A 23,339-nucleotide genomic window follows, 5' to 3' on the forward strand; every position below is an offset into this window, starting at 1 on the left:
GAAAACAATGCTTACAAGCGCCTTGATAACCGATTTCTATGAATTGACCATGATGCAAGGGTACTATTTGAACAAGCACAACCCCGAGGTCGTCTTTGATATGTTCTACCGCACAAACCCCTTCGAAGGAGGGTATGTGGTATTTGCCGGCCTGCACGACCTGGTGGATAAACTTGAGGCTTTGCAATTCAGTGATACGGATATCGAGTATCTTGGCAGCTTGGGCATGTTTGACTCCTCGTTCCTCGAGTATCTGAGAACATACCGGTTCGAAGGGGACATCTTCGCCGTCGAGGAAGGGACTGTGGTATTCCCCTCAGAACCTTTGCTGCGGGTGCATACAAACCTCATTGAGGCCCAGCTTATCGAAGGGCTTCTGCTCAATACCCTGAACTTCCAGAGCCTGATAGCAACCAAGGCTTCCCGCATGGCCTTGGCCAGCAATCGCGGCAGCTTGATGGAATTCGGACTGAGAAGGGCTCAGGGAGGCGATGGCGCACTGTCGGCAAGCAGGGCTGCATTCATCGGAGGTTGCCAGGTCACCAGCAACACCCTGGCTGGAAAGGTTTTCCATATTCCGGTGGCTGGAACCATGGCCCACTCCTGGATCATGAGTTATCCCAGCGAATTAGAATCATTTCGTGCCTATGCAAAGCTCTACCCTGACAACACCGTACTGCTCATCGATACCTATGACACCTTGGGATCGGGTATCGACAATGCCATCATCGTCGGGCTTGAACAGCAAAAGAAAGGGAAATCCATCGGGGTGCGCATCGACAGCGGCGACCTTTCCTACCTTCCCCGGGTTATTCGCAAGAAACTCGACGATGCCGGCCTTACGGATGCAAAAATCGTAGTCTCCAACGATTTGACGGAGGAAATTGTGCAGACCCTGGTGCATGACGAAGTTCCCGTCAACAGCTGGGGAATCGGAACGCACCTGGTGACCGGAGGAAGCCAAGCTTCGCTCAACGGGGTGTATAAACTCGCTGCAAAGCAGAATGCCGATGGAACAATCGTACCCACCATGAAAATCTCCAACAGCTTTGAGAAGACCACCAATCCGGGCATCAAGCAGGTCTATCGGTTTTATGATGCTGAAGGTGGAGCGATAGCCGACCTTGTGACACTGCATCACGAGCAGATAGTCGCCGGTAAAAAATATACGTTCTACCATCCCTTCGCCGAGGCTGATTTCTTTGAGATGCAAAGCGACCGCTATACCCGCTGTGAGCCGCTTCTCAAAACAATCATGCAGGAAGGCAGGCGTGTGACGGAGAAACCCTCCCTGCAGCAGATTCAAGCATATGCACAAAAAAGCCTTAAAACATTTCACAAGAGCTATTTGCGGCAAATCAATCCGCATATCTACAAAGTCAGTCTCTCCTCCAAGCTTAAGAAGTTGAAGATGGACCTCTTGGTCGCCCAGCGCAGGAAGGCGAAGGACGAGCAGTAACTCACATTCGCTCGACTGCAAACCTTAGTGCCGTCCTCAACAGGGCGGCTCTTGTGTTCCTGCAATTGTCCAGATAAATCTCCCTGTGCGCCGTCCCCACCCTTCTCAGGCCGTGTTCGTCACAAAAAGCTTGCATTCTTGCCATGCTTGCATTTTCATCCTTATAGGAACCGGTATGCAGTGCAGTGACACACAATCCCTCTTCGAGCAATCCAAGGTGGACGGAAGCAGTGGAAAGTCCTTGCTTGAATGCTACTTGGTCGCGCACCTGCAGGAAAAGCTCCTCGTTCAGCCAGTCAGGTTGGGCGATCATTGCCGACCACTGCCAGGTCCTCCGGTTCTCTGTTTCCAAGGGCACCCACAGGCACTCGAGCGGGGAGACGGCAAAGCTTTGATAGAGACGATGCCTGCCGAACTCAGCCTGCAAGGTAGTGCTGATGGCATAGAGCATCTGGACCGCCAGTTCATAGGCTTCGTCCTCGGCCTTACCCTCCCCGTCAACGATGCAGTAGACCTGTTGAGGAGCGTAGACCAACGAGGGTTCTTTTTTGGGATTGTAGAGTTCTTTGAGAGCTTTTCTTACATCATACTCAATCAAGCGGACCTCCTTGTCAGAGGCAAAGCTCGATGGCTGTTGCCAAAGCCTGGGCTACCCGCTGTCGATATTGCGGTGATACCAGGTTGCGTGCATCCTCTTCATTGGTTAGAAACCCGACCTCCACCAGCACGGACGGCATCCTGCTGGCATTCAGGACATAGATATCACGCTCCTTCACGCCCCTGTTGCGGCTGGTGACCAGTCTCTCGGACAATGTCTTCTCAAAGTTGGAAGCCACTACAAGGTTTCGATGGTTGAGCAATCGATTGAGTGAAAGAAGCGAATGCGAAGAAAACAGGCTGATGTTCTCAATCGGGGTTTTCTCATCGAGAAATGTCACCCGCTTGTTCTGCTGCTTGGTCAGGATCTCGAATCCTGAAGCTTCCTTGGTCTGTGCACTATTGACATGGATGGAGACAAAGAGCGCACTGCTTTGGGCTTTGAGGCTCTGTGAGTATGCCACCTCGCAACGTTGTTCAAGCGTTAGGTAGGTATCGTCGCTACGGGTCATGACCAACTGCAAATCCGGGTGGGAGACCGCCAGCAGTGCATGCAGGCGCTTGGTTATGTCCAGCGTCAAATCCCGCTCATACACAGTCCCCCCTGCGAAACTCCACGCATAGGAGGCTCCAGGGTCGTGACCTCCGTGTCCGGCATCCAGGATAATGGTTTTCACCGGATAGGAAAAAGGGTCGGCAGCGGCAGAAAGAGGAGAACACACCACAAGCAATACCATCAGGAAAAGTACCTTCTTCACGCATCCTCCTTGGGCCAACGGGCGCAGAGCTCTACAAAATCAAGTTTTTGCAGCCAAAGCATGCGTTTCTTCACTTCTGTCTGATAGACTTCCTTGTCGAAAAACCCTTTGTATTTTCTTGCAACATTCTTTGCATTGACCTTCTGCACCGAGAGCGCCTTGGTATAGCACCTGAGGTACCCCTCTGCCTCGCTGCGGTCTTCAATGACGCTTTCTCGGTCGGGAAACTGCACCATCAACGCACTGTTGATCGAGACGGTATATCCGAGCAGGTGGCAACGAATTCCCCAATCCAAAGCCTGCCAATACTCGCTGTGGATAGCCTCATCAAAACCCCTGAGCCGTTGAAACAAGGCGCGGTCATACAAGCCCAGGCACATGAAAGGATAGAGGGAAGGAAGACTGACAGCCCTATCCAGACTGGGAAAACCGGAATCGGGATCCAAATGCCGGCCACACATGCGCGGCATCCTTCGACAGGGGATGATTTCGCGGTAGGCGTTGGCAACCACGGCTGAGAAGGCTGCCGGATGGTCGCTTTGGGTCATGGCATCCAAGAGAGTCGGGCCATCGAAGGTTACCAGCAACAAGTCGGAACGAACAATGAGAAACAGATTGGTCCTGCACTCGTTTGCAACCGCATTCACTTTTTCTCCGGTAAAGGTATGACTGGTGAAAACCAGGAAGGTCACATCCTTGTATGCTTCCTGCATGAGCCCCAGATCAAAACGTCCTTCCTGGGTTACTACATGCAGGCTGTAATTCATCTCACGGGTATACCAATCCAGGCAGTTGGTCAGCTGTTCGAGGTTTCCAGTATCGAGAATACCGATGGCAAGCTGTTCGGTATTGTGCAACCGAGTGACCCTGCTGCCGAGCTCTTGCTTTCTACGGTATATTCGATAGTTATTCAACATCGTCGAGCAACACCAAATCCTCTGGACGGAAAATCATGTCCTTGTAGCCTGTTCCTAGAATCCGTTGGATATCCTTGCTGCTATGTCCGGCAACACTGGCAATATCGGTACTGTTCAAATAGGGAACAGCCTTGGCAAACGGCTTTCCATCCGTTGAACAAACCTGAATGACATCTCCCTCGGAGAAAACCCCATGTACCCGAACCACCCCTTTGGGAAGCAGGCTTTTTTTGGAGAGCAGTGCTTGTTTTGCTCCATCATCCACCTCGATGGATCCCTGATGGGAGTTGTTGAGAATCCACCGCTCCCGCTGACTGAGCCGTTTGGTCGGATGGATGTAGGTTCCCAGCGCTTCTGATTCCAAAAGCCTCGGCAAGGCATTCTCCTCGTAGCCACTGGCAATGATGGTTGCACACCCGGCAACTGCTGCAATTTTGGCAGCCAGGAGCTTGGTCTTCATTCCACCGGTTGAATAGGACGATCCTGCTCCACCAGCATATGCAAGAATTTTCTCATCCAACAACTCGATCTCACTGAGCAGCTGTGCATTGGTGTCCTTTTTAGGGTCTGCAGTATACAGCCCGGTGATATCGGTGAGGATGATCAACAAATCAGCGTCGATCTTGCTGGCGACCATGGCACTCATGCGGTCGTTGTCCCCGAAAGCAGAACCAATTTCGGCTGTGCTCACCACGTCATTCTCATTGAAAACAGGCACCACACCCAAATCCAGCAGGGTGAAAACACTATTGCGGAGGTTTACGTAGGTAAGACGGTTGTTCAAATCCTTGCGGGTCAGCAGGATCTGCGAGCAAACCAGGCCATGCTTCTTGAATGCCCTGCGGTAACTGGACATCAACAGCGGTTGTCCGATCGAAGCACACGCCTGACGCATTGCAACCTGCTTGACCGGTCCCTTCAGGTGCAGCTCTTTCGCCCCCATGCCGATGGCCCCGCTGGAAACCAGGAGGACTTGGTAATTCTTTTTCATCAAGCAAGCAATCTGTTCAACGATGGAGTCGATGCGGGTCTCGTCGATTCCATCCTTGCAGCTGAGCAGATTGGTTCCCACCTTCAGCACGATACGTTTCACATCCGCCAAATCACGACTCATACCTCTTCTCCTGAAAGCATTGAGTGGCCGTCGCAGGCAAGCTCTTGATGCAGAAACGGCTTGGGAACCGCCCCTGCATAGGTAGAAACCACCTGGCCGGTTCCGCGTACCAGATACTTGGTACTCATCAAACCTTCCAAGCCTACCGGACCGCGGGCATGAATTTTTGCCGTACTGATACCTACCTCCGCTCCAAGACCGAATCGATACCCGTCTGAAAACCTGGTCGAGCAGTTCGCAAAGACATCGGCACTGTCGACTTGTGTAAAGAATGTTCTAACCGCCTGGGAATCCTCACTGACAATGGCATCGGTATGGTGCGACCCATACTCCTCAATATGCTCGATCGCCTGCTGTAGTGAGTCCACGACATGAATATTCACCTCGTTCTGCAAATACTCCCGCTCCCAATCGCCTTGCTCGTAGGGTATGGCCTGGATGCAGGAACAGACGACGCTGTCCCCATGGATGACAACATTTCCCTCAGCCAGTCTCCTGGCCAGAGGCTGGAGCACTTGTTTTGCCACCTTCTGATGCACAAGTATGGTTTCCACGGCATTGCAGGCGGCAGGATACTGGGTCTTGGAGTCAAAGGCAATTTCAACAGCCTTGTCCAAATCGGCTTTCTCATCGATATAGAGATGACAGATCCCATCTGCATGGCCGAGCACGGGAATCGATGTGTGCTCCATCACATACTTGACAAATTGATTGCTGCCGCGGGGAATGAGCAGGTCGATCTCATCCTCCATACCCAGAATCTGATCCACATCGCCGTGGCTTTCCAGGAGGGTCAACCAAGCATCACCGAGTGTGGATGATGCGCAGCTTTGCTTGATGACCTCCACCAGCGCAGTATTGGTTCGCTGTGCCTCCCTCCCCCCTTTCAGGATGATTCCATTGCCGCTTTTCAAGCACAAGGAGACTATCTGGATGAGAGCATCGGGCCGTGCTTCGAATATCATGCCGATCACCCCGATGGGGAACGTAACCTGCTCAAGGAGCAGGCCGGTATCGAGCAGCCTGCGCTGCTTGACCTTGCCGATCGGATCGTCAAGTTGGGCCACTTGCCTCAGGCCGGCAAGGGAGGCTTCAAGCTTCTCCTGTGAGAAAACCAGGCGCTTGATCAATGATTCTTTCTGTCCATTTTCCCGCGCAGAACGGACATCTTCCTGGTTTGCAGATGCAATGACGGGATATGCTGTTCGCAGATTCTCTGCCATCGCAAGCAAAAGGGCGTTTCTCTCTTCCTGCCTGCTGGCGGCCAAGCGCTTGGAACTCGCCCTCAGATCACGAATCCGCTGGTGTAATGCATGTTTATCCATTCTTCAGGTCCTTTATCGTACTAACTATAACAGTAAACTGAATGGGCAAAGGTATCAAGGTGAAAAGAGATGGCCAAATGGGCAAAATCCGATTGCACTTTTAAAAATACAATGGTAAACTGCAACCATTCGCAACACCAAGGAGCTTTCCTATGAAGATTCGTTCGCTGCTTATATGCTTTCTTTTGCTGCCGGCCCTCCTCTTTGCCCAAGCTTCATCAGAGTCTGCCATGGACAATTCCGACTACTACACGGCCACCGATGCAAATAACCGCACGCTCAAGCTTGCACAAAAGCCTTCTCATATCCTGATCGCCGGCAAAGCCGGCAATATGCCTGCCAATGCGTTGTTTTTATTCGAGGAAGTGGAAAGCATGGACCTTACCCTGCCCAAAACCGACCAAGGGTTGGGCGATTTCTTTGCCTTCATCAGACCCGAACTGGACCAGAAGCCGCGCATCAGCCAGACGGCAAGTGCTGAGGAGATTGCCAGCAAAAACAGTGATTTGGTACTCATGAAAGCCACCCACTATGAATCCACTGCAAAAAAACTCGACCAGCTGGGCATTCCCAACTACACCATGAACCTTGAGAGTTATGAGGACTGGAAGAACGAACTCAGAGAGCTGGGAAAGCTGCTGAAGAACACCGCCCGAGCCGAACAGCTGATCAATCTCTACGAGACGCAGGTCCGATTCATCACCGACAGGGTCAAAGGCTTGAAAGAGGAAGAGAAAGTAAGAATCCTGCTGTTGCAGGCTGAACGTTCCGATGCAACCTATGCCTATAAAATCGCTCCCGATTCCTGGATGCAGACATGGATGGTGGAGACCGTCGGTGCAATTCCTGTCTACAAGGGTGCCAACAAGGCAGCCAACGGCTGGTCGACGGTCAGCTTCGAACAAATTGCTGCCTGGAACCCCGAGCTGGTCATTCTCGTCAGCTACAAGGATGCCAGCTACAAGTACGTGAAGGCTGTGCAGGAATCAGGGGTCTGGGCCAATCTGGACGCAGTGAAAAACGGCCGGGTAAAAGCAAGTCCTCACGATATGATGAACTACATCCAGCCTGTCGCTTCCTGGATATTGGGTCTGCAGTGGTTGGCAAAGGAGGCATATCCTGCTTTGTTTGCCGACTTGGATATGGAAGCACAAGTAAGGCGCTTCTATCAGGATTTCTACAATATAACAGACGAGGGGAAGCTTGATGTACTGCTTGACCTGTACCGATCGTCGGTGGCAATCAACACGTTATGAATGCCGCCCCCTTCTACAGAGTCGAGCAAAAACGGCGGGGCATCCGGCTGTCGCTCTTGTTGGTGGCAACCATCGCCCTCTCCGTTCTCTTTCTCTTTGCCGGCCGATATCCTAAACCCGGCTTTACCTTTCCCTCGGATTGGACCGATCCGATGGTCAACACCATAGTGCTTCAGGTCCGCCTTCCCAGGATCCTTCTGGCCCTGCTGGCAGGAGCCATGCTCAGTGCCAGCGGATTCACCTTCCAGATGCTGTTCTCAAATCCGTTGGTCGAACCTGGTTTTCTAGGGGTCAGCCAAGGCTCCGCTTTCGGTGCCGCCCTGATGATTGTACTGGGTACAGGCAGCAGCGTTCTTGTCCAGCTCAGCGCCACATTCTTCGGCCTTACCGCCTTATTGGCTTCCTATCTCTTGTCCAAGCGTTTTCGCTTCGGAGGTGCACTGCTGCGTCTGGTACTCAGCGGTATCGCAGTCTCGGCCATCTACTCCAGCGCCTTGGGCGTGGTCAAGATTGTAGCGGAACCGACAAAAGACCTGCAGGACATCACGTTTTGGATGATGGGAGGACTATGGAATGCAACCTGGAACCAGATTTTCTCGATTCTCAGCATCGTGGTTGCCTGCCTGGTCATCCTGTTTTGCTATCGATGGAAGCTCAATCTGCTTTCGCTGCAGGAGAAAACCTCCTTCAGCGTCGGACTCAACCCCAAGCGCGACAGGCTCATCCTGCTGATCGTTGCCACAGTGGGAACCACGCTGACCATCTCGATTACCGGCCTGATCGGCTGGGTCGGCTTGATCACCCCCCATCTGGGTCGCAAACTTTTTGGCTCGGATAGCTCCTACAGCTTCCCCGCATCCATGATTCTCGGCTCCCTCTTTTTACTGCTCTGTGATACCATAGGCAGGACGCTGCTGCCTACCGAAATTCCCATCGGCCTTCTGACCAGTTTTTTGGGAGCCTTCGTCTTCATCATCATCCTCTCGCTCAAGCATCAGGAGGGGAAAGCATGAAAGTTCTTGAGCTGGATCAGATCAGCTATACGTATCCAGGGGGGACCCAAGCCCTGGACTCTGTCTCCTTCACTGTTGAACAAGGGCAGTCGGTGGCGATTCTTGGTTCCAACGGAGCCGGCAAATCGACACTGCTCGACCTGCTGCTCGGGTGGAACAAAGCCAGAGGCATCTCCCTTTTCGGCAAGGAGCTTACCGAATACGGACGCAAGGAACTGGGAAGAAATCTCGCCTTGGTACCCCAAAGCGAGCACTACAACTTCTCCTTCACCCTGCTTGAATACACACTCTTCGGACGCAGCCCCTACCTTTCCCAGATGGGCACACCGACAGAGGAGGATGCCGCAATCGCCGTGGAAGCACTGGGAGAAGTAGGACTGGAGGCCTATCAGGACCGTCCGATCACCAGCCTCTCCGGTGGGGAGCACCAGCTGCTGCTGCTGGCCCGCGCAATTGCCCAGCAAAGCCGGATTCTGCTGTTGGACGAACCGACCAGCGCCCTCGACCCTGCAAACCGGATGCGCGTCATCTCGATTCTCAAGAATCTCTTTGAGAAAGGAAAAACCCTGCTCTTCACCACGCACGATGCAAATTTGGCCTATGAGCTGGCCACCCATGTTGCCATGCTCAAGAAAGGTCGACTGCTCTGCTATGGACCCAAGGAGGAGACGGTGACATCAGAGATGCTCACCACCCTCTACGGAATACCTTTGAAAGTCGGGTCAATAGAGGGCAGGACGCTTATTTATTGAGCTCAAGGGGTACAAATGAAAACAATCGGACATCAAAGAGCCCCATATCGGTGAGTTTGTAGGTGGGTATCACCGGAAGCGACATGAAGCACAGGGTCATGAAGGGATCGATGTCCTTGCTGACATGAAGCTCACTGGTGGCGATTCGATGCAGGGTATCCAGATTCCTGGCTATTTCAGGTCCGTTTCCGGTGCTCATCAATCCTGCGACGGGTTGGGCGAAAAATGCAAGGATTCTCCCCTGCTTCGCAATCACCATACCGCCGCCGCTGCCGACCAGGTGCGATACACACAAACTCATGTCATCATCGTTGTCCCCTGCTACGATGATGTTGTGCGAATCGTGGGCGACGGAGGTTGCCATCGCCCCGCCTTTCAGACCATAGCCCCGAAGCAAGGCAAGTGCAACGTTTCCGGTCCCCTTGTGGCGCTCTATCACCGCCAGCTTCACAATATCCTGATTGGAATCATGCACCCACATTCCATCCACTACAGAAACCGTGGCCTCACCAGCTTCGGTGACCACGCCGCCGGGAACAATATCGATGACCCGGACGTGGGTGTCCGACAGCTTGAGTTTCAATCGCTCAGTGCTGAAACCCTTTACATCCATCCGTCCAAGCACCCGGTCATCGGGTGTGTTTGCATCAGGCTTGAGCATTTCTCCATCCTGGGCGACCAATTTGCCTCCGATATAGACCTGGTGCATCGTAAACTCCGTCAAATCGTTGCACAGGCAGAAATCAGCTCGAAGCCCGGGCGCAATCGCCCCCCTGTCACTGAGATGATAGCAATCACAGCTATTGATCGTGGCCATGCAGAGGGCTTCGATCGGATCCAGGCCCGCACCTACAGCAAGCCGGACATTGTTGTTGATATGGCCTTCACTGAGGATGCTCTTGGGTTGTCGGTCGTCGGTGCAGAACATGCACCGTCTGCTGTTGCGCTCGTTCACCCCGCCAAGCAGTCCAATCACATTGTTGCATGCAGAGCCTTCCCGAAGCATCACATACATGCCGCGTCGAACTCTCTCCTTAAGCTCCTCGGTCGTTTCGCACTCATGATCGGTTCTGATTCCGGCGGCGCAATAGGCATCCAAAACAGAACCATGAATGGCAGGACTATGACCGTCAATGATTTTTTTCGCTTTTTTTGCTTCCCGGATCTTGTCCAGCACCAGCGAGGAACCGTTGACGACCCCCGGATAATCCATCATCTCCCCCAGTCCGAGCACCCGCTCATGCTGCAAAGGTGCAACCAGATCGGCAGCGTGCATTACGGCTCCGCTGTGTTCGAAGGTGGTTGCAGGAACACAGGAAGGGACCATGAAAAAGGCCTGCAAAGCGATGTTTTCTGAGGCATCGAGCATGTAGGAAAGCCCGTCAAGCCCGCAGACGTTGCAAATTTCGTGCGGATCGGCGATGACTGTCGTCGTCCCGCAGGGAACGACAAGGTTGCTGAACTCTGCAGGCGTTGCATGACTGGACTCTATATGGACATGGCTGTCGATCAAGCCAGGAATCAAATAGCATCGCCGGGCATCCACCATCAAGCGGGCCCTTCCCTCCCCCGGTTGGGCATACCCGGTAAAATATCCTTCGCTTATCAGCACATCCGCTTCAAACCACTCTTTATTATACACATCCAAGACACGGGCATTGGTAATGCAGAGTTGGGCTTCTTTTCGTAGTGAGGCGGTCGCAATCACCTCGCTCAGCACATCCAAAGAATCCATAAGCTCTCCTTTTTGGCAACATATTGCAACGTATTTTTCTTAGTGTACCATCTCAACAGGAATCTTCAAGGAAAAAAGTGACGTTTTCCTGCTCCTCTTTTTAGATAATCCTAGAGATTTTTAAGTATATAGCAAAATTATCGAAATATATTTATCCACATTGCTGACAATGCACTGGTAAATTGGGTTAAATAACAAATCCGACGATTTTTCTGTACGAGATGCAACATTTGGGTATAGAATATTCATATTCAAAACATCTGCAAGGAGTGCATCGATGGAAAAGTTTTTCAAGCTCAAGGAACGAAAAACGACCGTCAAGACTGAAGTTATGGCAGGAATTACCACGTTCCTCACCATGGCTTACATTCTTGCCGTCAACCCTGGCATCCTTTCCGACGCCGGAATGGATTTCTCAAAGGTATTTGCAGCAACCGCCATTGCCTCTGCAATTGCCACCTTGGTCATGGCCCTTTTGGCCAACCTGCCGTTCGCCCTCGCCCCAGGCATGGGACTGAACGCCTTCCTCGCCTATACCGTCGTGTTGGGCATGGGATACAGCTGGCAGTTCGCGCTTACCGCAGTATTCGTGGAAGGTATCATCTTCCTGATTCTTACTGCAGCAAACATCCGCGAAGCCATCGTCAACAGCATCCCTGCAAACCTGAAGAGAGCAATCGGTGTTGGTATCGGCCTCTTCATCGCCTTCATCGGCATGCAGAATGCAGGTATCATCGTTGACGGCGCCACCTTGGTTTCCCTCAATGCCGACTGGTTCAAGGGAGCCCCCGGTCTTGCCATGATCGGTCTTCTGATCACCGGCGTCCTGCTCGCCTACAAGGTAAACGGCGCTCTCTTGATCGGTATCATCATCACCACGATTATCGGCATTCCTTTTGGAATCACCAAGTACGCCGGCGGTTCTTTTGTACCTCCCGCCCCCTACTTCTTCCCCTTTGAATTCTCCAACATCCTGAGCATCGACTTTGTCGTCATCATGTTCACCTTCCTCTTTGTTGACATGTTCGACACCGTTGGAACCCTGATCGGCTGCGCAACCAAGGCTGACATGATCCAGAAAGACGGCTCGATTCCCAACTGCAAGGAAGCCTTGTTTGCAGACGCAGTCGGAACAACCGTTGGTGCTATGCTTGGCACTTCCACGGTAACAACATTCGTAGAGTCTTCAGCCGGCGTCGTCGAGGGTGGCCGCACCGGTCTTACCGCACTGGTTGTGGCAATTCTGTTTGCTCTCTCGCTGTTCCTCGAACCGTTGTTCGGCTCGATTCCCAGTGCTGCCACCGCTCCTGCTTTGATCATCGTCGGTGTCATGATGATGAGCCCGGTCAAGGATATCGAATGGAGCGAGATGACCGAAGCAATCCCCGCCTTCCTCACCATGATTTTCATGATCGTTGCCTACAGCATCGCCGATGGTATCATGTTCGGTATCGTCTCCTACGTGCTGCTCAAGCTATTGACCAAGAAGACCGGCGAGATATCCAAGATGACTTGGGTTGTATTTGGCTTGTTCGTGCTCAAGATTGTCTTTGGCGCTCTCTAAAAGCTTTTAGCTCTGTTCTTATCGGACCTCCTGCATGGGAGGTCCTTACTTTTGCATCTACCCATCGCGAATCTTCTACGCTACAATAACAAGGCCAAGGAGCAATGGATGCGTACCAACCTTTTTTCTCTCGATACAAGCAAGACATACCTGGTCACCGGAGCAGCCGGTTTCATCGGGTTTCACCTGACCCGCAGGTTATTGGACCGAGGCTGTTCGGTCATCGGCCTTGACAATCTGAACGACTACTATGAAGTGAGTCTCAAAGAGGAGCGGTTGAGGCTGCTTGCCTGCGACAACTTCTACTTTTACAAGGCAGATCTTGCCGACAAGAAGGCGCTCGACGACATCTTTGCGACGCACACTATCGATTATGTCATCAATCTGGCGGCACAGGCTGGAGTAAGGTACAGCATCGACAATCCCTATGCATACCTCCAGTCGAACCTGGTTGGTTTTCTCAACATTTTGGAGGCCTGCCGCCACTATCAGGTCAAGCACCTTGTCTATGCCTCCTCCTCCTCGGTATATGGACTTAACAGCAAGATTCCCTACTCGACCCAAGACAAGGTGGACCATCCGGTGAGCCTCTATGCAGCGACGAAAAAATCGAATGAGCTGATGGCCCACGCCTATACGCATCTCTACCGGATTCCTTCCACGGGGCTGCGCTTCTTCACCGTCTACGGTCCCTTTGGGAGACCTGACATGGCCTACTTCTCCTTTGCCAAACGAATCATGGAAGGCAAGAGCATCAAGGTCTTCAATCACGGGGACATGTGGCGTGATTTCACCTATGTCGATGACATCATCACCGCCATCGAGCGAATCATCCCCAATCCTCCCGAGGAAAATGAGGCGAAAGACCGCTACAAAGTGTACAATATCGGCAACAACAAACCGGTCAGGTTGAATACGTTCATTGAGATTCTCGAGTCCTGCCTGGGCAGGGAAGCCGTCAAGGAATACCTGCCCATGCAAAGCGGGGATGTGTACCAAACCTATGCCGATGTCTCCGACCTCATGGAGGATTTCGATTTCAAGCCGGATACTCCTCTTGAACAAGGGCTTGCATCGTTCGTGAATTGGTTCAAGAGCTACTACCAGCTCTGATACAGCACCCCAGAAAAGGACTACACTCAAGAAAAGAAAAACAGCAACATTCTTTTCATAGTTTGCTGCATACCACCACAGTGACCAAGACACAAGAGAGCGACTCTGCTAGACTGTTCATATGTACGATGTCATCATCATTGGAGGTGGAGCAGCCGGTCTCTTTGCTGCCGCGAACCTCAAGACACACAACGGCTTGGTACTCGACCATTGTCCCGAAGTGGGCAGAAAACTGCTGATAACCGGCAGCGGTCAGTGCAATCTCACCAACACCCTGCCTACCGACTCTTTTCTCACCCATTTCGGCAGCAAGCAGCAACGCAACTTCCTGTTGCCGGCACTGCAGAACTTCACCACCAAAAACCTGTACGATTGGTTTGAACAACAAGGACTGCCTCTTCTCGTCCGCGAGGACGGCAAGGTGTTTCCCAAAAGCCTTGACGCCCGCGATGTACGCTCTTTTCTGATTCGGCTCTCCAAGGTGAAAATCATTACCAATGTACACATCACATCCATCACACCCTTGGAGCAAGGGTTTCTGATTGCAACAGCGAACGCAGCGTATGAGACAAGAAACCTCATTCTTGCCACCGGCGGCATGAGTTACCCGAGAACCGGCAGCGATGGAAGCGGCTATGAATTGGCCAAAACACTCGGACACAGCATTGTGCCTTTGAAACCAGGTCTGACTGCGATCAGCATCACCGACCATCCCTTCAGGCATCTGGCAGGAAACGCTGTACGCGATGCCTTCGTATCCTTCTACCACAGCGGCGAAAATGCTGCGTACGAGCAGAGACGAGGCGATGTCCTATTCACGCATGACGGTCTCTCCGGACCGGCGATTCTCAGCAGCTCCCGGCTCGTCAGGAAGCAGGATGTAATCAAGCTTTCCCTCATAAGCTCTGCAAGCCACGCCCAGGCCGAGCGATTGCTCCAGGGTGCACTCACTACGCCCAACAAGCTTGTCACCACAGTCCTGAAGGAAACCGGCATGGTTTCAAGCCTTGCCAGAACACTGATTGAAATGGCGGATATTGGAAACGATGCCACCACGGCAACCCTGGATAAGGCAAAGCGCAAAACATTGGTTTCACTGGCGAGCAGTCTTGAGCTTCACGTATCGAGTACGAAGGGTTTCCAGTCGGCAATGGTAACCAGCGGCGGGGTACATCTAGGAGAGGTCAATAGAAAGACCATGGAATCGAACAAGACCAAGGGCTTGTTCTTCTGCGGTGAGATGCTCGACTATGACGGAGAGAGCGGCGGATATAATCTACAGGCAGCCTTTAGTACTGCCTATCTCGCAGTACAGAGTGTACATTAGGAGGAATCTATGAATTTTTTATGGGCGACCATCACCGTTCGTGACATGGATGCAAGTCTGGACTTTTATCAGAATGTTGTAGGCCTGAGCCTGAACACACGGGTGAGAAGCAATGAGAGCACCGAACTGGCCTTTCTCGGTGGCGGACAGACACAAATCGAATTGATACATCACTCCAAGGGAGAGATTCAGGATATGGGAAAAGCCATCAGCCTCGGGTTCGCCGTCGACGATCTCGATGTAATGATGCAGAAGATTAAGGAGCAAGGCTTGGAGATCCATGAGGGCCCGTTTGCACCCAATCCACATATCCGATTCTTCTTTGTCCTCGACCCGAACGGTTTGAGAATCCAATTTGTTGAAAGACGCTAGCAAAACAGCGAGCCGGGATTTCTCCCGGCTCGTTTTCTCCCTATCTACAGGATACTGACTTATTTGATTCTCTTGGTTGCGGCCTCAAGCAGCTCATCCAACTTTACAGAAGGATTTTGGAACTTGGAGAGGAAAATCATGGCTGCGATGATGTACGGCTTGTAACTGGCTTCCTTGTAGAGTGGCACCAGGTAGCGGTCGAACACGGAAGCCTCAACCTCGCCTTCCTTGCAGGAGACTCCGGTGATGTCGGCAGGCAGGCAGTGCATGTACAGGGCCTTCCCTTCCTTGGTCAGCTTCATCAAATCCTCGGTGCAGGTCCATTCCTTGAACTTTGCGTTGTTTGCCAGGCAGGTCTTCTCAAGAGCCTTCAAGGCTTCCTGATCTCCATGCTCGACAATCTTGGTTCTCTCTTCCATTACCGCAAAGGGAGCCCAGCTCTTCGGATAGACGATGTCTGCATCCTTGAAAGCCTCGGCCATGGAGCCGACACGCTTGTAGGAACCACCGTTCTTCTTTGCATTCTCCTTGGCAATTTCCTCAACCTCGGGCATTACATTGTACCCCTCGGGGTGGGCAAGCACCACATCCATGCCGAAGCGGGTGAACAGGCCGATGATTCCCTGGGGAACCGAGAGCGGCTTGCCGTAGGAGGGACTGTAAGCCCAGGTCATGGCAATCTTCTTGCCCTTCAGGTTCTCGACTCCACCGAAGTGGTTGATGACGTGCAGCATGTCAGCCATGCTCTGGGTCGGGTGATCGATATCGCACTGGAGGTTCACCAAGGTGGGTCTCTGCTCAAGCACACCGTCGTCATAGCCATCCTGCACAGCCTGGGCAACGGTCTTCATGTAGGTATGGCCCTTGCCGATGTACATATCGTCGCGAATGCCGATGACGTCGGCCATGAAGCTGACCATGTTGGCAGTCTCGCGGACCGTCTCACCGTGGGCGATCTGACTGGTCTTCTCGTCCAAGTCCTGCACCTCGAGGCCAAGCAGGTTGCAGGCGCTGGCGAAACTGAAACGTGTTCGGGTGGAGTTGTCGCGGAATATCGAGATTCCAAGGCCACTATCAAACACTTTGGTGGAAATGTTGTTCTCGCGCAGGGCACGCAGAACTTCCGCTACCTGAAACACAGCTGCAATTTCGTCGTCGGACTCCTTCCAAGTATGGAAAAAGTCATTGAGATACATGTTGTCTGTTTTGAGGGTCTTCAGCTCCTCGATCATCTTCTTAATAGTGGCTTTGTCCTTCATGTTGTGAAACCTCCATTGGTTTTGTTCATAAAAAAAATCCAGACAAGGGCACTATACCATGACAAGGTGCCGCTGTCTAGATTTAATGTTGCAGTTTGTTGCAAGAATCCTTTAGATTCTTCCCATCTCCTTCAAGATTTTCTCCGGGGTAAAGGGCCAATTTCTCATCCATACACCAACTGCATCATGGATGGCGATGGCGATGGCGGGAGCAGCCCCGTTGGTGGCGATTTCGCTGATGGATTTGGCTCCGTAGGGCCCGACCTCATCATTGATATCAATCAAAACAGCCTTGAAATCCTCGGGCTTCTCACTGATCATGGGGACGCCGTAATCGCTGAGCGTCGGATTGAGGCACACCCCGTTCTCATCCAGGATCATCTGCTCATAGAGCGTATGGCCGATGGACTTGAGAACAGCGCCGTACATCTGGCAGAGCGCAAGCTCGGGGTTGATCGGAGTCCCTGCATCCTGAAGGGCATAGAACTTCTGCACCTTGAGCTGTCCCGTACGTACATTGACGGCAACTTGGGCGAAATGTGCACCATACGGGATGGAGTTGTGGTTGGTGGTGAAGGAAGCCTTGCCCATCACCTGTCCGCGTCCCGTTCCACTCAGGGCATCGTGACTGAGCTTTGCATAGCTGAGCGTCTTACCGGTCTTGGTGCTGTAAACCTCGCCTGGTGCACGAAGGATCAGGTCCTCGACACTCTCCTTCATTTGGTAGGCAGCCTCGTCAAGCAGGTTCTTCTTCAAATCCTGGGCAGCCTTGTAGGATGCACCTCCACTGAAGTAGGTACCGCTGGAAGCATAGGCTCCGGTGTCGAACGTACAGCTGTCGGTATCACCACTGGTGACCGTCACCCTGTCAAGCGGCACGCAGAACGCCTCGCTGATCATCTTAGCGCTGATGGTATCCAATCCGGTTCCCAAGTCCGCCCCACCACTGAATATCTGGAAGGTTCCATCGGTCAGCAGCTTGGCCCACGCATTGGAGTGGTCAAGTCCGGGAAGCCCGCTGCCCTGCTGGATCATGGCAAAGCCCTTGCCGATCTTCCAATCAGGATCGCTGGAAATCTCCTTTTTGCCCCACCCGATCATCTCTGCACCCTTGACCAATGCCTCGTTGAGACCACAGGAACCGACCGGCACAACATTGCCTTCACGCCCCTCTCCCAGCCCCTTGAGAATCTCGAGCATGTAGCCCGGTTCGACCTTGTTCTTCATGGCCATGTCGTAGTAGTCGACGCCAAGCTGCTCGGCAAGCTCGGCCATGCACATCATCAGCGCATAGCTGCCCTTTGGTGCACCGTAGCCCTGATAAGCTCCGGTGGGAGCGATATTGGTGTAGTAGGTGATGACATCGAACTTCATATTGTCGACTTTTAAAAGCGGCAGTGTCTTGGAGCATGCATTCATCGGAACCGTAAGGCAGTGGTTGCCATACGGTCCGGTATTGGCACGGACATCCATATAGACGGCAGTAATCGTGCCGTCCTTTTTCCCGCCCATCTTCACCGTCACCCGCATCGGATGGCGGGTGGAGTTGGCGATGAACTCCTCCTGCCGGGTATTGCGATAGTAAATGGGCTTGCCGGTGATCCAGGTGGCATAACCGACCAGATCCTCCACCAGAATATCCTGCTTGCTGCCGTAGCCGCCACCAATCCGTTCCTTGATGACACGAATCTTGTTCTCGGGAATCTGGCATACCCATGCAACAATGCGCCGAACGTGGTAAGGAACCTGGGTGGAGGCATGAAGCACCAGCCTTCCACCGTCGATCTTCGCATAACAGAGGTGCGGCTCGAGCGGAGTGCACTGAACCTGACTGGTCTGGTAGGTCCGTTCAACCACGGCATCAGCTTCCTTGAACCCCTTCTCCACATCACCGATATGCCCGTGGGCGGCACTGGCGATGTTGCGCCTGATATCACCGTGGAGGGGGAACTGATAGATTACTTTCCCATCCCGCACGTCGGCTTTCTTGTTGTACTCGTCCAAGTCCTTGGGAGCTCCCGAGCGATACTCAACAATGCCGTTGTGGATCAAGGGAGCACCTTCCTCCATCGCCTCCTCAACCGTCAGAACGGGTTTGAGGACCTCATACTCCACCTTGATTGCTGCACGTGCAGCAATTGCCTGCTCTTCAGTCTCAGCCACGACGGCCGCCACTCGATCCCCGACATGGCGAACCTTGCGGTTGAAAAGCCTGCGGTCGTGCGGGCTGGGTTCGGGATTGCCTTGACCTGCCTGCATATAAAACACATCGGGGCAGTTCTCATGGGTGATGATGGTGACAACACCCTCCATGAGCAGTGCTTCACTGGTGTCGATCTTGGTGATGTATGCATGGGCATAGGGACTGCGCAAAAGCACCATCGAGCAATAACCGGGGAGCACCCTGTCTTCGACGAAACATGGTTCGCCGGCAACAAGCTGGGGACCATCCACCTTTCCCTTGGGCTTGCCGACATAGGTCAGCTCATCACGGAAGGACGGGGAGATCTCACTCTTGTAGGAGCCGGTTTGCATACGCTCGACTGCAAGCTTGACCGCCAGATAGTAGTGTTCATACCCGGTATCGCGAATGAAAATACCACTGAGGACCTCATCAATCTGCTCTTTGGTGGGATTATCCACCCTCTCAAGCAACCAAGTCAGCAGCAAGGCGGCCGCGGGAGCATTGTAGGCACTCTGCACCACACCGGCATCGATCATGGCCTGCTGGATCACATTGAGGTTCCTGCTTGTTCCCAAGCCTTCGGCGGTACGGATGGCCGAGCCATCCGCCTGCAGGGCCAGTACAAGGTTCGCATACACGGGAACATCATTGAGAATGACGGTATCGCTCCCAGCGAAACCCTCCCGGTCGTCACTGTCGCGCACACTGCGGTATCCAAGGCGCACGAGGACCGAACGCAGGGATTCGGACGCTTCACAGGTGGTTGTATGTTTCTTCCCATTTACGGTAAAGACAAGCTTGTTCATTTTACGCCTCCTTTCAGAAACTCGGCAAAGAGCCCGCCGATGCCTTCACTGGCGATATAGCGTTTGTACTCTGCACTGCCGATGCTGTCATCTACGGCGGTAACGGCATGCTGGACAGCCAGCTGAACATCCTCGCGGGTGGTCAACTCACCGTTTTCGATTGCATTCTCCACACCGCTGAGGCGTTGCACCCCGCTGCCGTGCACTGCTGCAAACACCCGTACATGGTCGATGACCTGCTCGCTGTCCAAGGTCGCTCCGAATCCTACATGCACTGCACTGCGATTCTGCACACTGGTTGCATACCGTCTGGAGCCGACGAACCGAAGATCCTTGGAAAGGCTGACGGCAAGCAGGAGCGTACCGCTGAATTGATGATGATACGTATGATACTCCCTGATGGGGATGTTGTCCTCGCTGTACGCACCACCCTCGGTGAGGTTGGCGGTGAGCAAGCGGCAACGCGAAGCAAGCAATGCCGGGGCAAGATAGGAGTGGTCGCTCATCAAGGCGAGGTTGCCGCCGATCGTAGCCATGTTCCTGCGGGTGAAGGACCCACAGGTCAAGGCGGCTTCCTTGAGCCACCGGGGAACGAGAGGTGATGCAACCAGCTGCTGCAATGTCACCATGCTGCCGATGCGTAGGAAGGAACCTTCATCGGTGATGGTATCCAATCCAAGCTTAGCCAGGCTGATGGCACACTTTGCATCCACAGTGGAATTGAGCCGGTTGATCTCCGTCCCTCCGGCATACCAAACACTCTTGACCTTGTTGCGTTTCAGTCTGAGGGCATCTTCCGTATCCGTCGCAATGAGAAATTCCTGTATCATACAATCTCTCCTCTGGCAGCCTGGTCCATCATCCGCTTGCTGATGGCATTCGCCTTCTGAGCAAGCTCCATCTCGTCGTAGCCAACCAGCTGCCCGTGGTCGACTACAACCTTCCCGTTGATAATCGTGTAATCAGTATTGTGATTGGTTCCACAGAAAAGCAGACTGGCCACCGGGTCACTCTGGCTTCCTGCATAGGGAAGTGTTGAAACATCAAAAATTGCCAAGTCTGCAGCCCACCCTTTCTCAAGTCTTCCGACTTGGCCGAAGTTGAGCAGTTTTGCACCGCCTTCGGTTGCCATGGTGAAGGCCTGGGCGGCCGAAAGGGCATCGGAACCGTAGCGGACACGCTGAAGCAGCATCGCCTGACGAACTTCAGCAAGCATGTCGGAACTGTCATTGCTTGCACTTCCATCGACGGCAACCGCAACATTGATGCCCATGTCAAGCATCTCCTTGACCCTGCAGATGCCGCTGCCCAGTCTCATGTTCGAGGAAGGACAATGGGCGATATGCGTCTTGGTCTTTTGAAGAATCTTCAGTTCCTCATCATTGAAGTGGATGCCATGGGCATACCATACATCCTCTCCGACCAGGCCGCACTCCTGCATAAGCTGCAGCGGTCGCATGCCGTACATTTCCTGGCAGAAGTCTGCCTCGTCGTATGTCTCACACAGGTGGGTGTGGAGCCGAACCCCATACTTGCGGCCAAGTGCTGCAGTGCCCTTCATCAGGCTCTTGGTTACGCTGAAAGGACTGCAGGGGGCGAGTGCAATCTTGTGCATGGCATCGGGGGCTCTGTCATGGTATGTCTTGATGCAGCGCTCACTGTCACACAAAATTTCATCTTCAGTCTGAACGACACTGTCGGGAGGAAGCCCTCCATCCTTCTTGCTCAGGCTCATCGAACCTCGGGTCGGACTGAACCGCATGCCCAAAGTATCGGCAGCCTCGAACTGCAGCCCCATCAAATCCCCTTTGAAAGATCGGGGGTAGAGATAGTGATGGTCGGTGGTAAGCGTGCATCCGGTTTTCATCAGCTCGGCCATGGCCAAAAGCGAGGAGTGATAGATTGCATCCTCATCGACATATTTCCAAACCTCATAGAGGAATTTCAGCCAATCAAAAAGCTTTGCATTCTGCACAGCGGGGTGGTTGCGGGTAAGTGTCTGGTAAAAATGGTGATGGGTGTTCACCAAACCGGGAATCACCACATGCTTGGAACAATCAATTGTACGTACTTTCCCTGCAGCTTGCAGGTTCCCGGTAGGGGCGATGGCCTCTACCTTGTTCCCTACAATCAACAAATCGGCTCCATGGTACTGGGGACCATCGAACGTGGGTTGGAGGCAGTAAATATTTTTCAATAGAAGCGAGGAACTCATGCCTTCGAATCTCCTTTGATAGGCAGGATGCGGCTTTCCCCAACGTATTTGAGACTATGGTGAGCCGATCTTGCTGTAACTCGGCTTCGGCATGCGGGCTGTTCCGCAAGGAAGGTGTGGAGAGTAAGGGGTCCTATCCACTACCTTGGTTCTCTCGATGCAGCCTCTCAGGCAGAGCCCCTTCTGCATCTGAATCGCTGACTTCCATTGCCTATTGAATCATACAACGGAAGGATTCAAGCTTCAAACAGCCACAAGGCGGGTGCCCTGTGGCTGTAGTATACCATATCCTGCTTTCCGGTAAAACCGGAGAGCTTACTTCTTCTCCAACGAGTAGGGAAGCATCGCATAGAAAGCAGCACAAATCTCCAAATCATCGACACGGTTGATCTCATTGGGGGCATGTGCCTGGGATTCATCACCAGGGCCGAAGCCGATGGCGGGAATCTTGTGGCGGCCGGTGGTCGCAACCAGGTTGGTCGAGAAGGTCCACTTATCTACAACCGGTTTCTTGCCGAACAGGGCCACGTGGCCAGCCACACCGGCAATCACCAGCGGATGGTCGGCATCGATTTTCCAAGTCGGGAAGTACAACTCCTGGGAGTACTCCTTCTTGGTCCAGCCGATCTTCTCATAGTTGGGCATCTCAACGACGATGGCCGAGGGATCGTCCCCGGTTGCCTTGCTGATATAGTCACGAACCTGGCTGATGGCAAGATCTGCATCCTCACCCCAGGTCAAGCGGCGGTCGAGGTAGAGCATGGCGTAGTCGGCGACTGCACACTGGCTGGGACCCTTGACATCCATCTGGCTGACGGTGATGGTTCCCTTGCCGAGGAACTTCTCAGCATCGGGCTGCAAATCCTTGTTCAGCTGCTCAATGGCCAACGCTGCCTTCGCTGCCTTGTAGGCGGCGCTGACTCCGCGTTCTGGAGCGCTGCCGTGGCAGGAAATACCCTTGAGGATGACACGAATCTCCATACGGCCGCGATGTCCGCGGTAGAGGCGGCAACTGGTGGGCTCGGTGGAAACCACCAAATCGGGGCGGAAATTCTCTTCCTCGATCAGATACTTCCAACACATGCCGTCACAATCTTCCTCCATGACGGTGAAGGTGAAATACACGGTATACTCACCACCATAGCCGAGTTCCTTCAGGATGCGGCCGGCGGTGATCATGGAAGCGGCGCCGCCCTTCTGGTCGCTGGATCCGCGGCCCCACACCTTTCCATCCTTGATCTCCCCGCTGAACGGATCGAAATCCCAGTTCTTCAGGTTGCCGACTTCAACGGTATCGATATGTGCGTCGAAGGCGAGTTTCTTGGGACCATTGCCTACGCGGCCGATCACCGACCCAAGCCCATCGATGCGGACTTCGTCAAACCCGGCCTCTTCACACAGGGTGACGATAAGGCGGCAGACATCCTCTTCCTGGGAGCTGTAGCTCTTGACCTTTACCATTTTCGAGAGATTGAGAGCCGTGTAATCACGGTACTCGGCAGCCTTTGCCCTGATCTGTTCCTGAATTGTCATCTTGCATTTCCCCTTTGACCGTAGGTCATATCATCATCC

The 23,339-nt window shown here is 53.1% G+C and carries 19 protein-coding genes; 8 read left to right on the forward strand and 11 right to left on the reverse strand.

Annotated features, from left to right (window positions below; translation table 11 throughout):
* Nucleotides 1-7: 7 nt before the first annotated feature.
* Nucleotides 8-1,459 carry a nicotinate phosphoribosyltransferase gene (locus B3K89_RS05660; RefSeq protein ID WP_345907171.1) on the forward strand — a complete coding sequence of 484 codons (1,452 nt, stop codon included), beginning with the start codon at nt 8-10 and terminating at the stop codon, nt 1,457-1,459.
* Between the two features lies 1 nt (nt 1,460).
* Here the strand turns inward: B3K89_RS05660 and B3K89_RS05665 are convergent, their stop codons facing one another.
* The 5 genes from B3K89_RS05665 to B3K89_RS05685 are packed head-to-tail and all read right to left on the reverse strand — an operon-like array spanning nt 1,461 to nt 6,170.
* A complete protein-coding gene (locus B3K89_RS05665) occupies nt 1,461-2,057 on the reverse strand; it encodes a GyrI-like domain-containing protein (protein WP_345907172.1) in 597 nt (198 codons plus the stop codon).
* A gap of 13 nt (nt 2,058-2,070) precedes the next feature.
* Complete coding sequence (locus B3K89_RS05670) at nt 2,071-2,814, reverse strand: N-acetylmuramoyl-L-alanine amidase family protein (RefSeq protein WP_293890937.1); 744 nt, start codon at nt 2,812-2,814, stop codon at nt 2,071-2,073.
* Nucleotides 2,811-3,731: a hypothetical protein gene (locus B3K89_RS05675; RefSeq protein WP_293890940.1), complete on the reverse strand. Its 921-nt coding sequence runs from the start codon at nt 3,729-3,731 to the stop codon at nt 2,811-2,813. Before B3K89_RS05675 ends, B3K89_RS05670 begins: the two co-directional genes overlap by 4 nt.
* Nucleotides 3,721-4,845: a glutamate 5-kinase gene (gene proB, locus B3K89_RS05680; RefSeq protein WP_293890943.1), complete on the reverse strand. Its 1,125-nt coding sequence runs from the start codon at nt 4,843-4,845 to the stop codon at nt 3,721-3,723. Before proB ends, B3K89_RS05675 begins: the two co-directional genes overlap by 11 nt.
* Entirely contained in the window at nt 4,842-6,170 is a 1,329-nt protein-coding gene (locus B3K89_RS05685; RefSeq protein ID WP_293890946.1) for a glutamate-5-semialdehyde dehydrogenase, read from the reverse strand. The genes proB and B3K89_RS05685 overlap by 4 nt, the downstream gene beginning before the upstream one ends.
* 152 nt (nt 6,171-6,322) lie before the next feature.
* On the opposite strand from B3K89_RS05685, the gene B3K89_RS05690 reads away from it, so the two are divergent.
* The 3 genes from B3K89_RS05690 to B3K89_RS05700 are packed head-to-tail and all read left to right on the forward strand — an operon-like array spanning nt 6,323 to nt 9,191.
* Nucleotides 6,323-7,426: an ABC transporter substrate-binding protein gene (locus B3K89_RS05690; RefSeq protein WP_293890949.1), complete on the forward strand. Its 1,104-nt coding sequence runs from the start codon at nt 6,323-6,325 to the stop codon at nt 7,424-7,426.
* Nucleotides 7,423-8,439 (forward strand): FecCD family ABC transporter permease, encoded by a 1,017-nt coding sequence (locus tag B3K89_RS05695; protein ID WP_293890952.1) that lies wholly within the window; start codon nt 7,423-7,425, stop codon nt 8,437-8,439. Before B3K89_RS05690 ends, B3K89_RS05695 begins: the two co-directional genes overlap by 4 nt.
* Nucleotides 8,436-9,191 (forward strand): ABC transporter ATP-binding protein, encoded by a 756-nt coding sequence (locus tag B3K89_RS05700; RefSeq protein WP_293890955.1) that lies wholly within the window; start codon nt 8,436-8,438, stop codon nt 9,189-9,191. The genes B3K89_RS05695 and B3K89_RS05700 overlap by 4 nt, the downstream gene beginning before the upstream one ends.
* Here B3K89_RS05700 and ade read toward each other — a convergent pair.
* Complete coding sequence (gene ade, locus B3K89_RS05705) at nt 9,181-10,926, reverse strand: adenine deaminase (RefSeq protein WP_345907173.1); 1,746 nt, start codon at nt 10,924-10,926, stop codon at nt 9,181-9,183. The genes B3K89_RS05700 and ade overlap by 11 nt on opposite strands.
* Nucleotides 10,927-11,203: 277 nt before the next feature.
* Between ade and B3K89_RS05710 the strand changes: the two genes are divergently transcribed.
* From B3K89_RS05710 to B3K89_RS05725, 4 genes are all read left to right on the forward strand, one after another.
* Nucleotides 11,204-12,490, forward strand: coding sequence for an NCS2 family permease (locus B3K89_RS05710; protein ID WP_293890961.1), 1,287 nt, complete (start codon nt 11,204-11,206; stop codon nt 12,488-12,490).
* A gap of 108 nt (nt 12,491-12,598) precedes the next feature.
* Nucleotides 12,599-13,603 (forward strand): NAD-dependent epimerase, encoded by a 1,005-nt coding sequence (locus B3K89_RS05715; RefSeq protein WP_298506154.1) that lies wholly within the window; start codon nt 12,599-12,601, stop codon nt 13,601-13,603.
* A gap of 121 nt (nt 13,604-13,724) precedes the next feature.
* Nucleotides 13,725-14,930, forward strand: coding sequence for an NAD(P)/FAD-dependent oxidoreductase (locus B3K89_RS05720; RefSeq protein WP_293890968.1), 1,206 nt, complete (start codon nt 13,725-13,727; stop codon nt 14,928-14,930).
* 9 nt (nt 14,931-14,939) lie between these two features.
* Complete coding sequence (locus tag B3K89_RS05725; RefSeq protein WP_293890971.1) at nt 14,940-15,302, forward strand: VOC family protein; 363 nt, start codon at nt 14,940-14,942, stop codon at nt 15,300-15,302.
* 59 nt (nt 15,303-15,361) lie between these two features.
* Here B3K89_RS05725 and ygeW read toward each other — a convergent pair whose 3' ends face one another.
* From ygeW to B3K89_RS05750, 5 genes are all read right to left on the reverse strand, one after another.
* Nucleotides 15,362-16,561: a knotted carbamoyltransferase YgeW gene (gene ygeW / locus B3K89_RS05730; RefSeq protein WP_293890974.1), complete on the reverse strand. Its 1,200-nt coding sequence runs from the start codon at nt 16,559-16,561 to the stop codon at nt 15,362-15,364.
* Between the two features lie 111 nt (nt 16,562-16,672).
* Entirely contained in the window at nt 16,673-19,552 is a 2,880-nt protein-coding gene (locus tag B3K89_RS05735) for a molybdopterin-dependent oxidoreductase Mo/Fe-S-binding subunit (RefSeq protein ID WP_293890977.1), read from the reverse strand.
* Nucleotides 19,549-20,382: an FAD binding domain-containing protein gene (locus tag B3K89_RS05740; RefSeq protein WP_293890980.1), complete on the reverse strand. Its 834-nt coding sequence runs from the start codon at nt 20,380-20,382 to the stop codon at nt 19,549-19,551. The genes B3K89_RS05735 and B3K89_RS05740 overlap by 4 nt, the downstream gene beginning before the upstream one ends.
* Nucleotides 20,379-21,767, reverse strand: coding sequence for an 8-oxoguanine deaminase (locus B3K89_RS05745; RefSeq protein WP_345907174.1), 1,389 nt, complete (start codon nt 21,765-21,767; stop codon nt 20,379-20,381). The genes B3K89_RS05740 and B3K89_RS05745 overlap by 4 nt, the downstream gene beginning before the upstream one ends.
* A gap of 315 nt (nt 21,768-22,082) precedes the next feature.
* Nucleotides 22,083-23,300 (reverse strand): YgeY family selenium metabolism-linked hydrolase, encoded by a 1,218-nt coding sequence (locus B3K89_RS05750; RefSeq protein WP_293890986.1) that lies wholly within the window; start codon nt 23,298-23,300, stop codon nt 22,083-22,085.
* Nucleotides 23,301-23,339: the final 39 nt, after the last annotated feature.

This window comes from Sphaerochaeta sp. UBA5849, assembly GCA_002432715.1.
Classification (GTDB): domain Bacteria; phylum Spirochaetota; class Spirochaetia; order Sphaerochaetales; family Sphaerochaetaceae; genus Sphaerochaeta.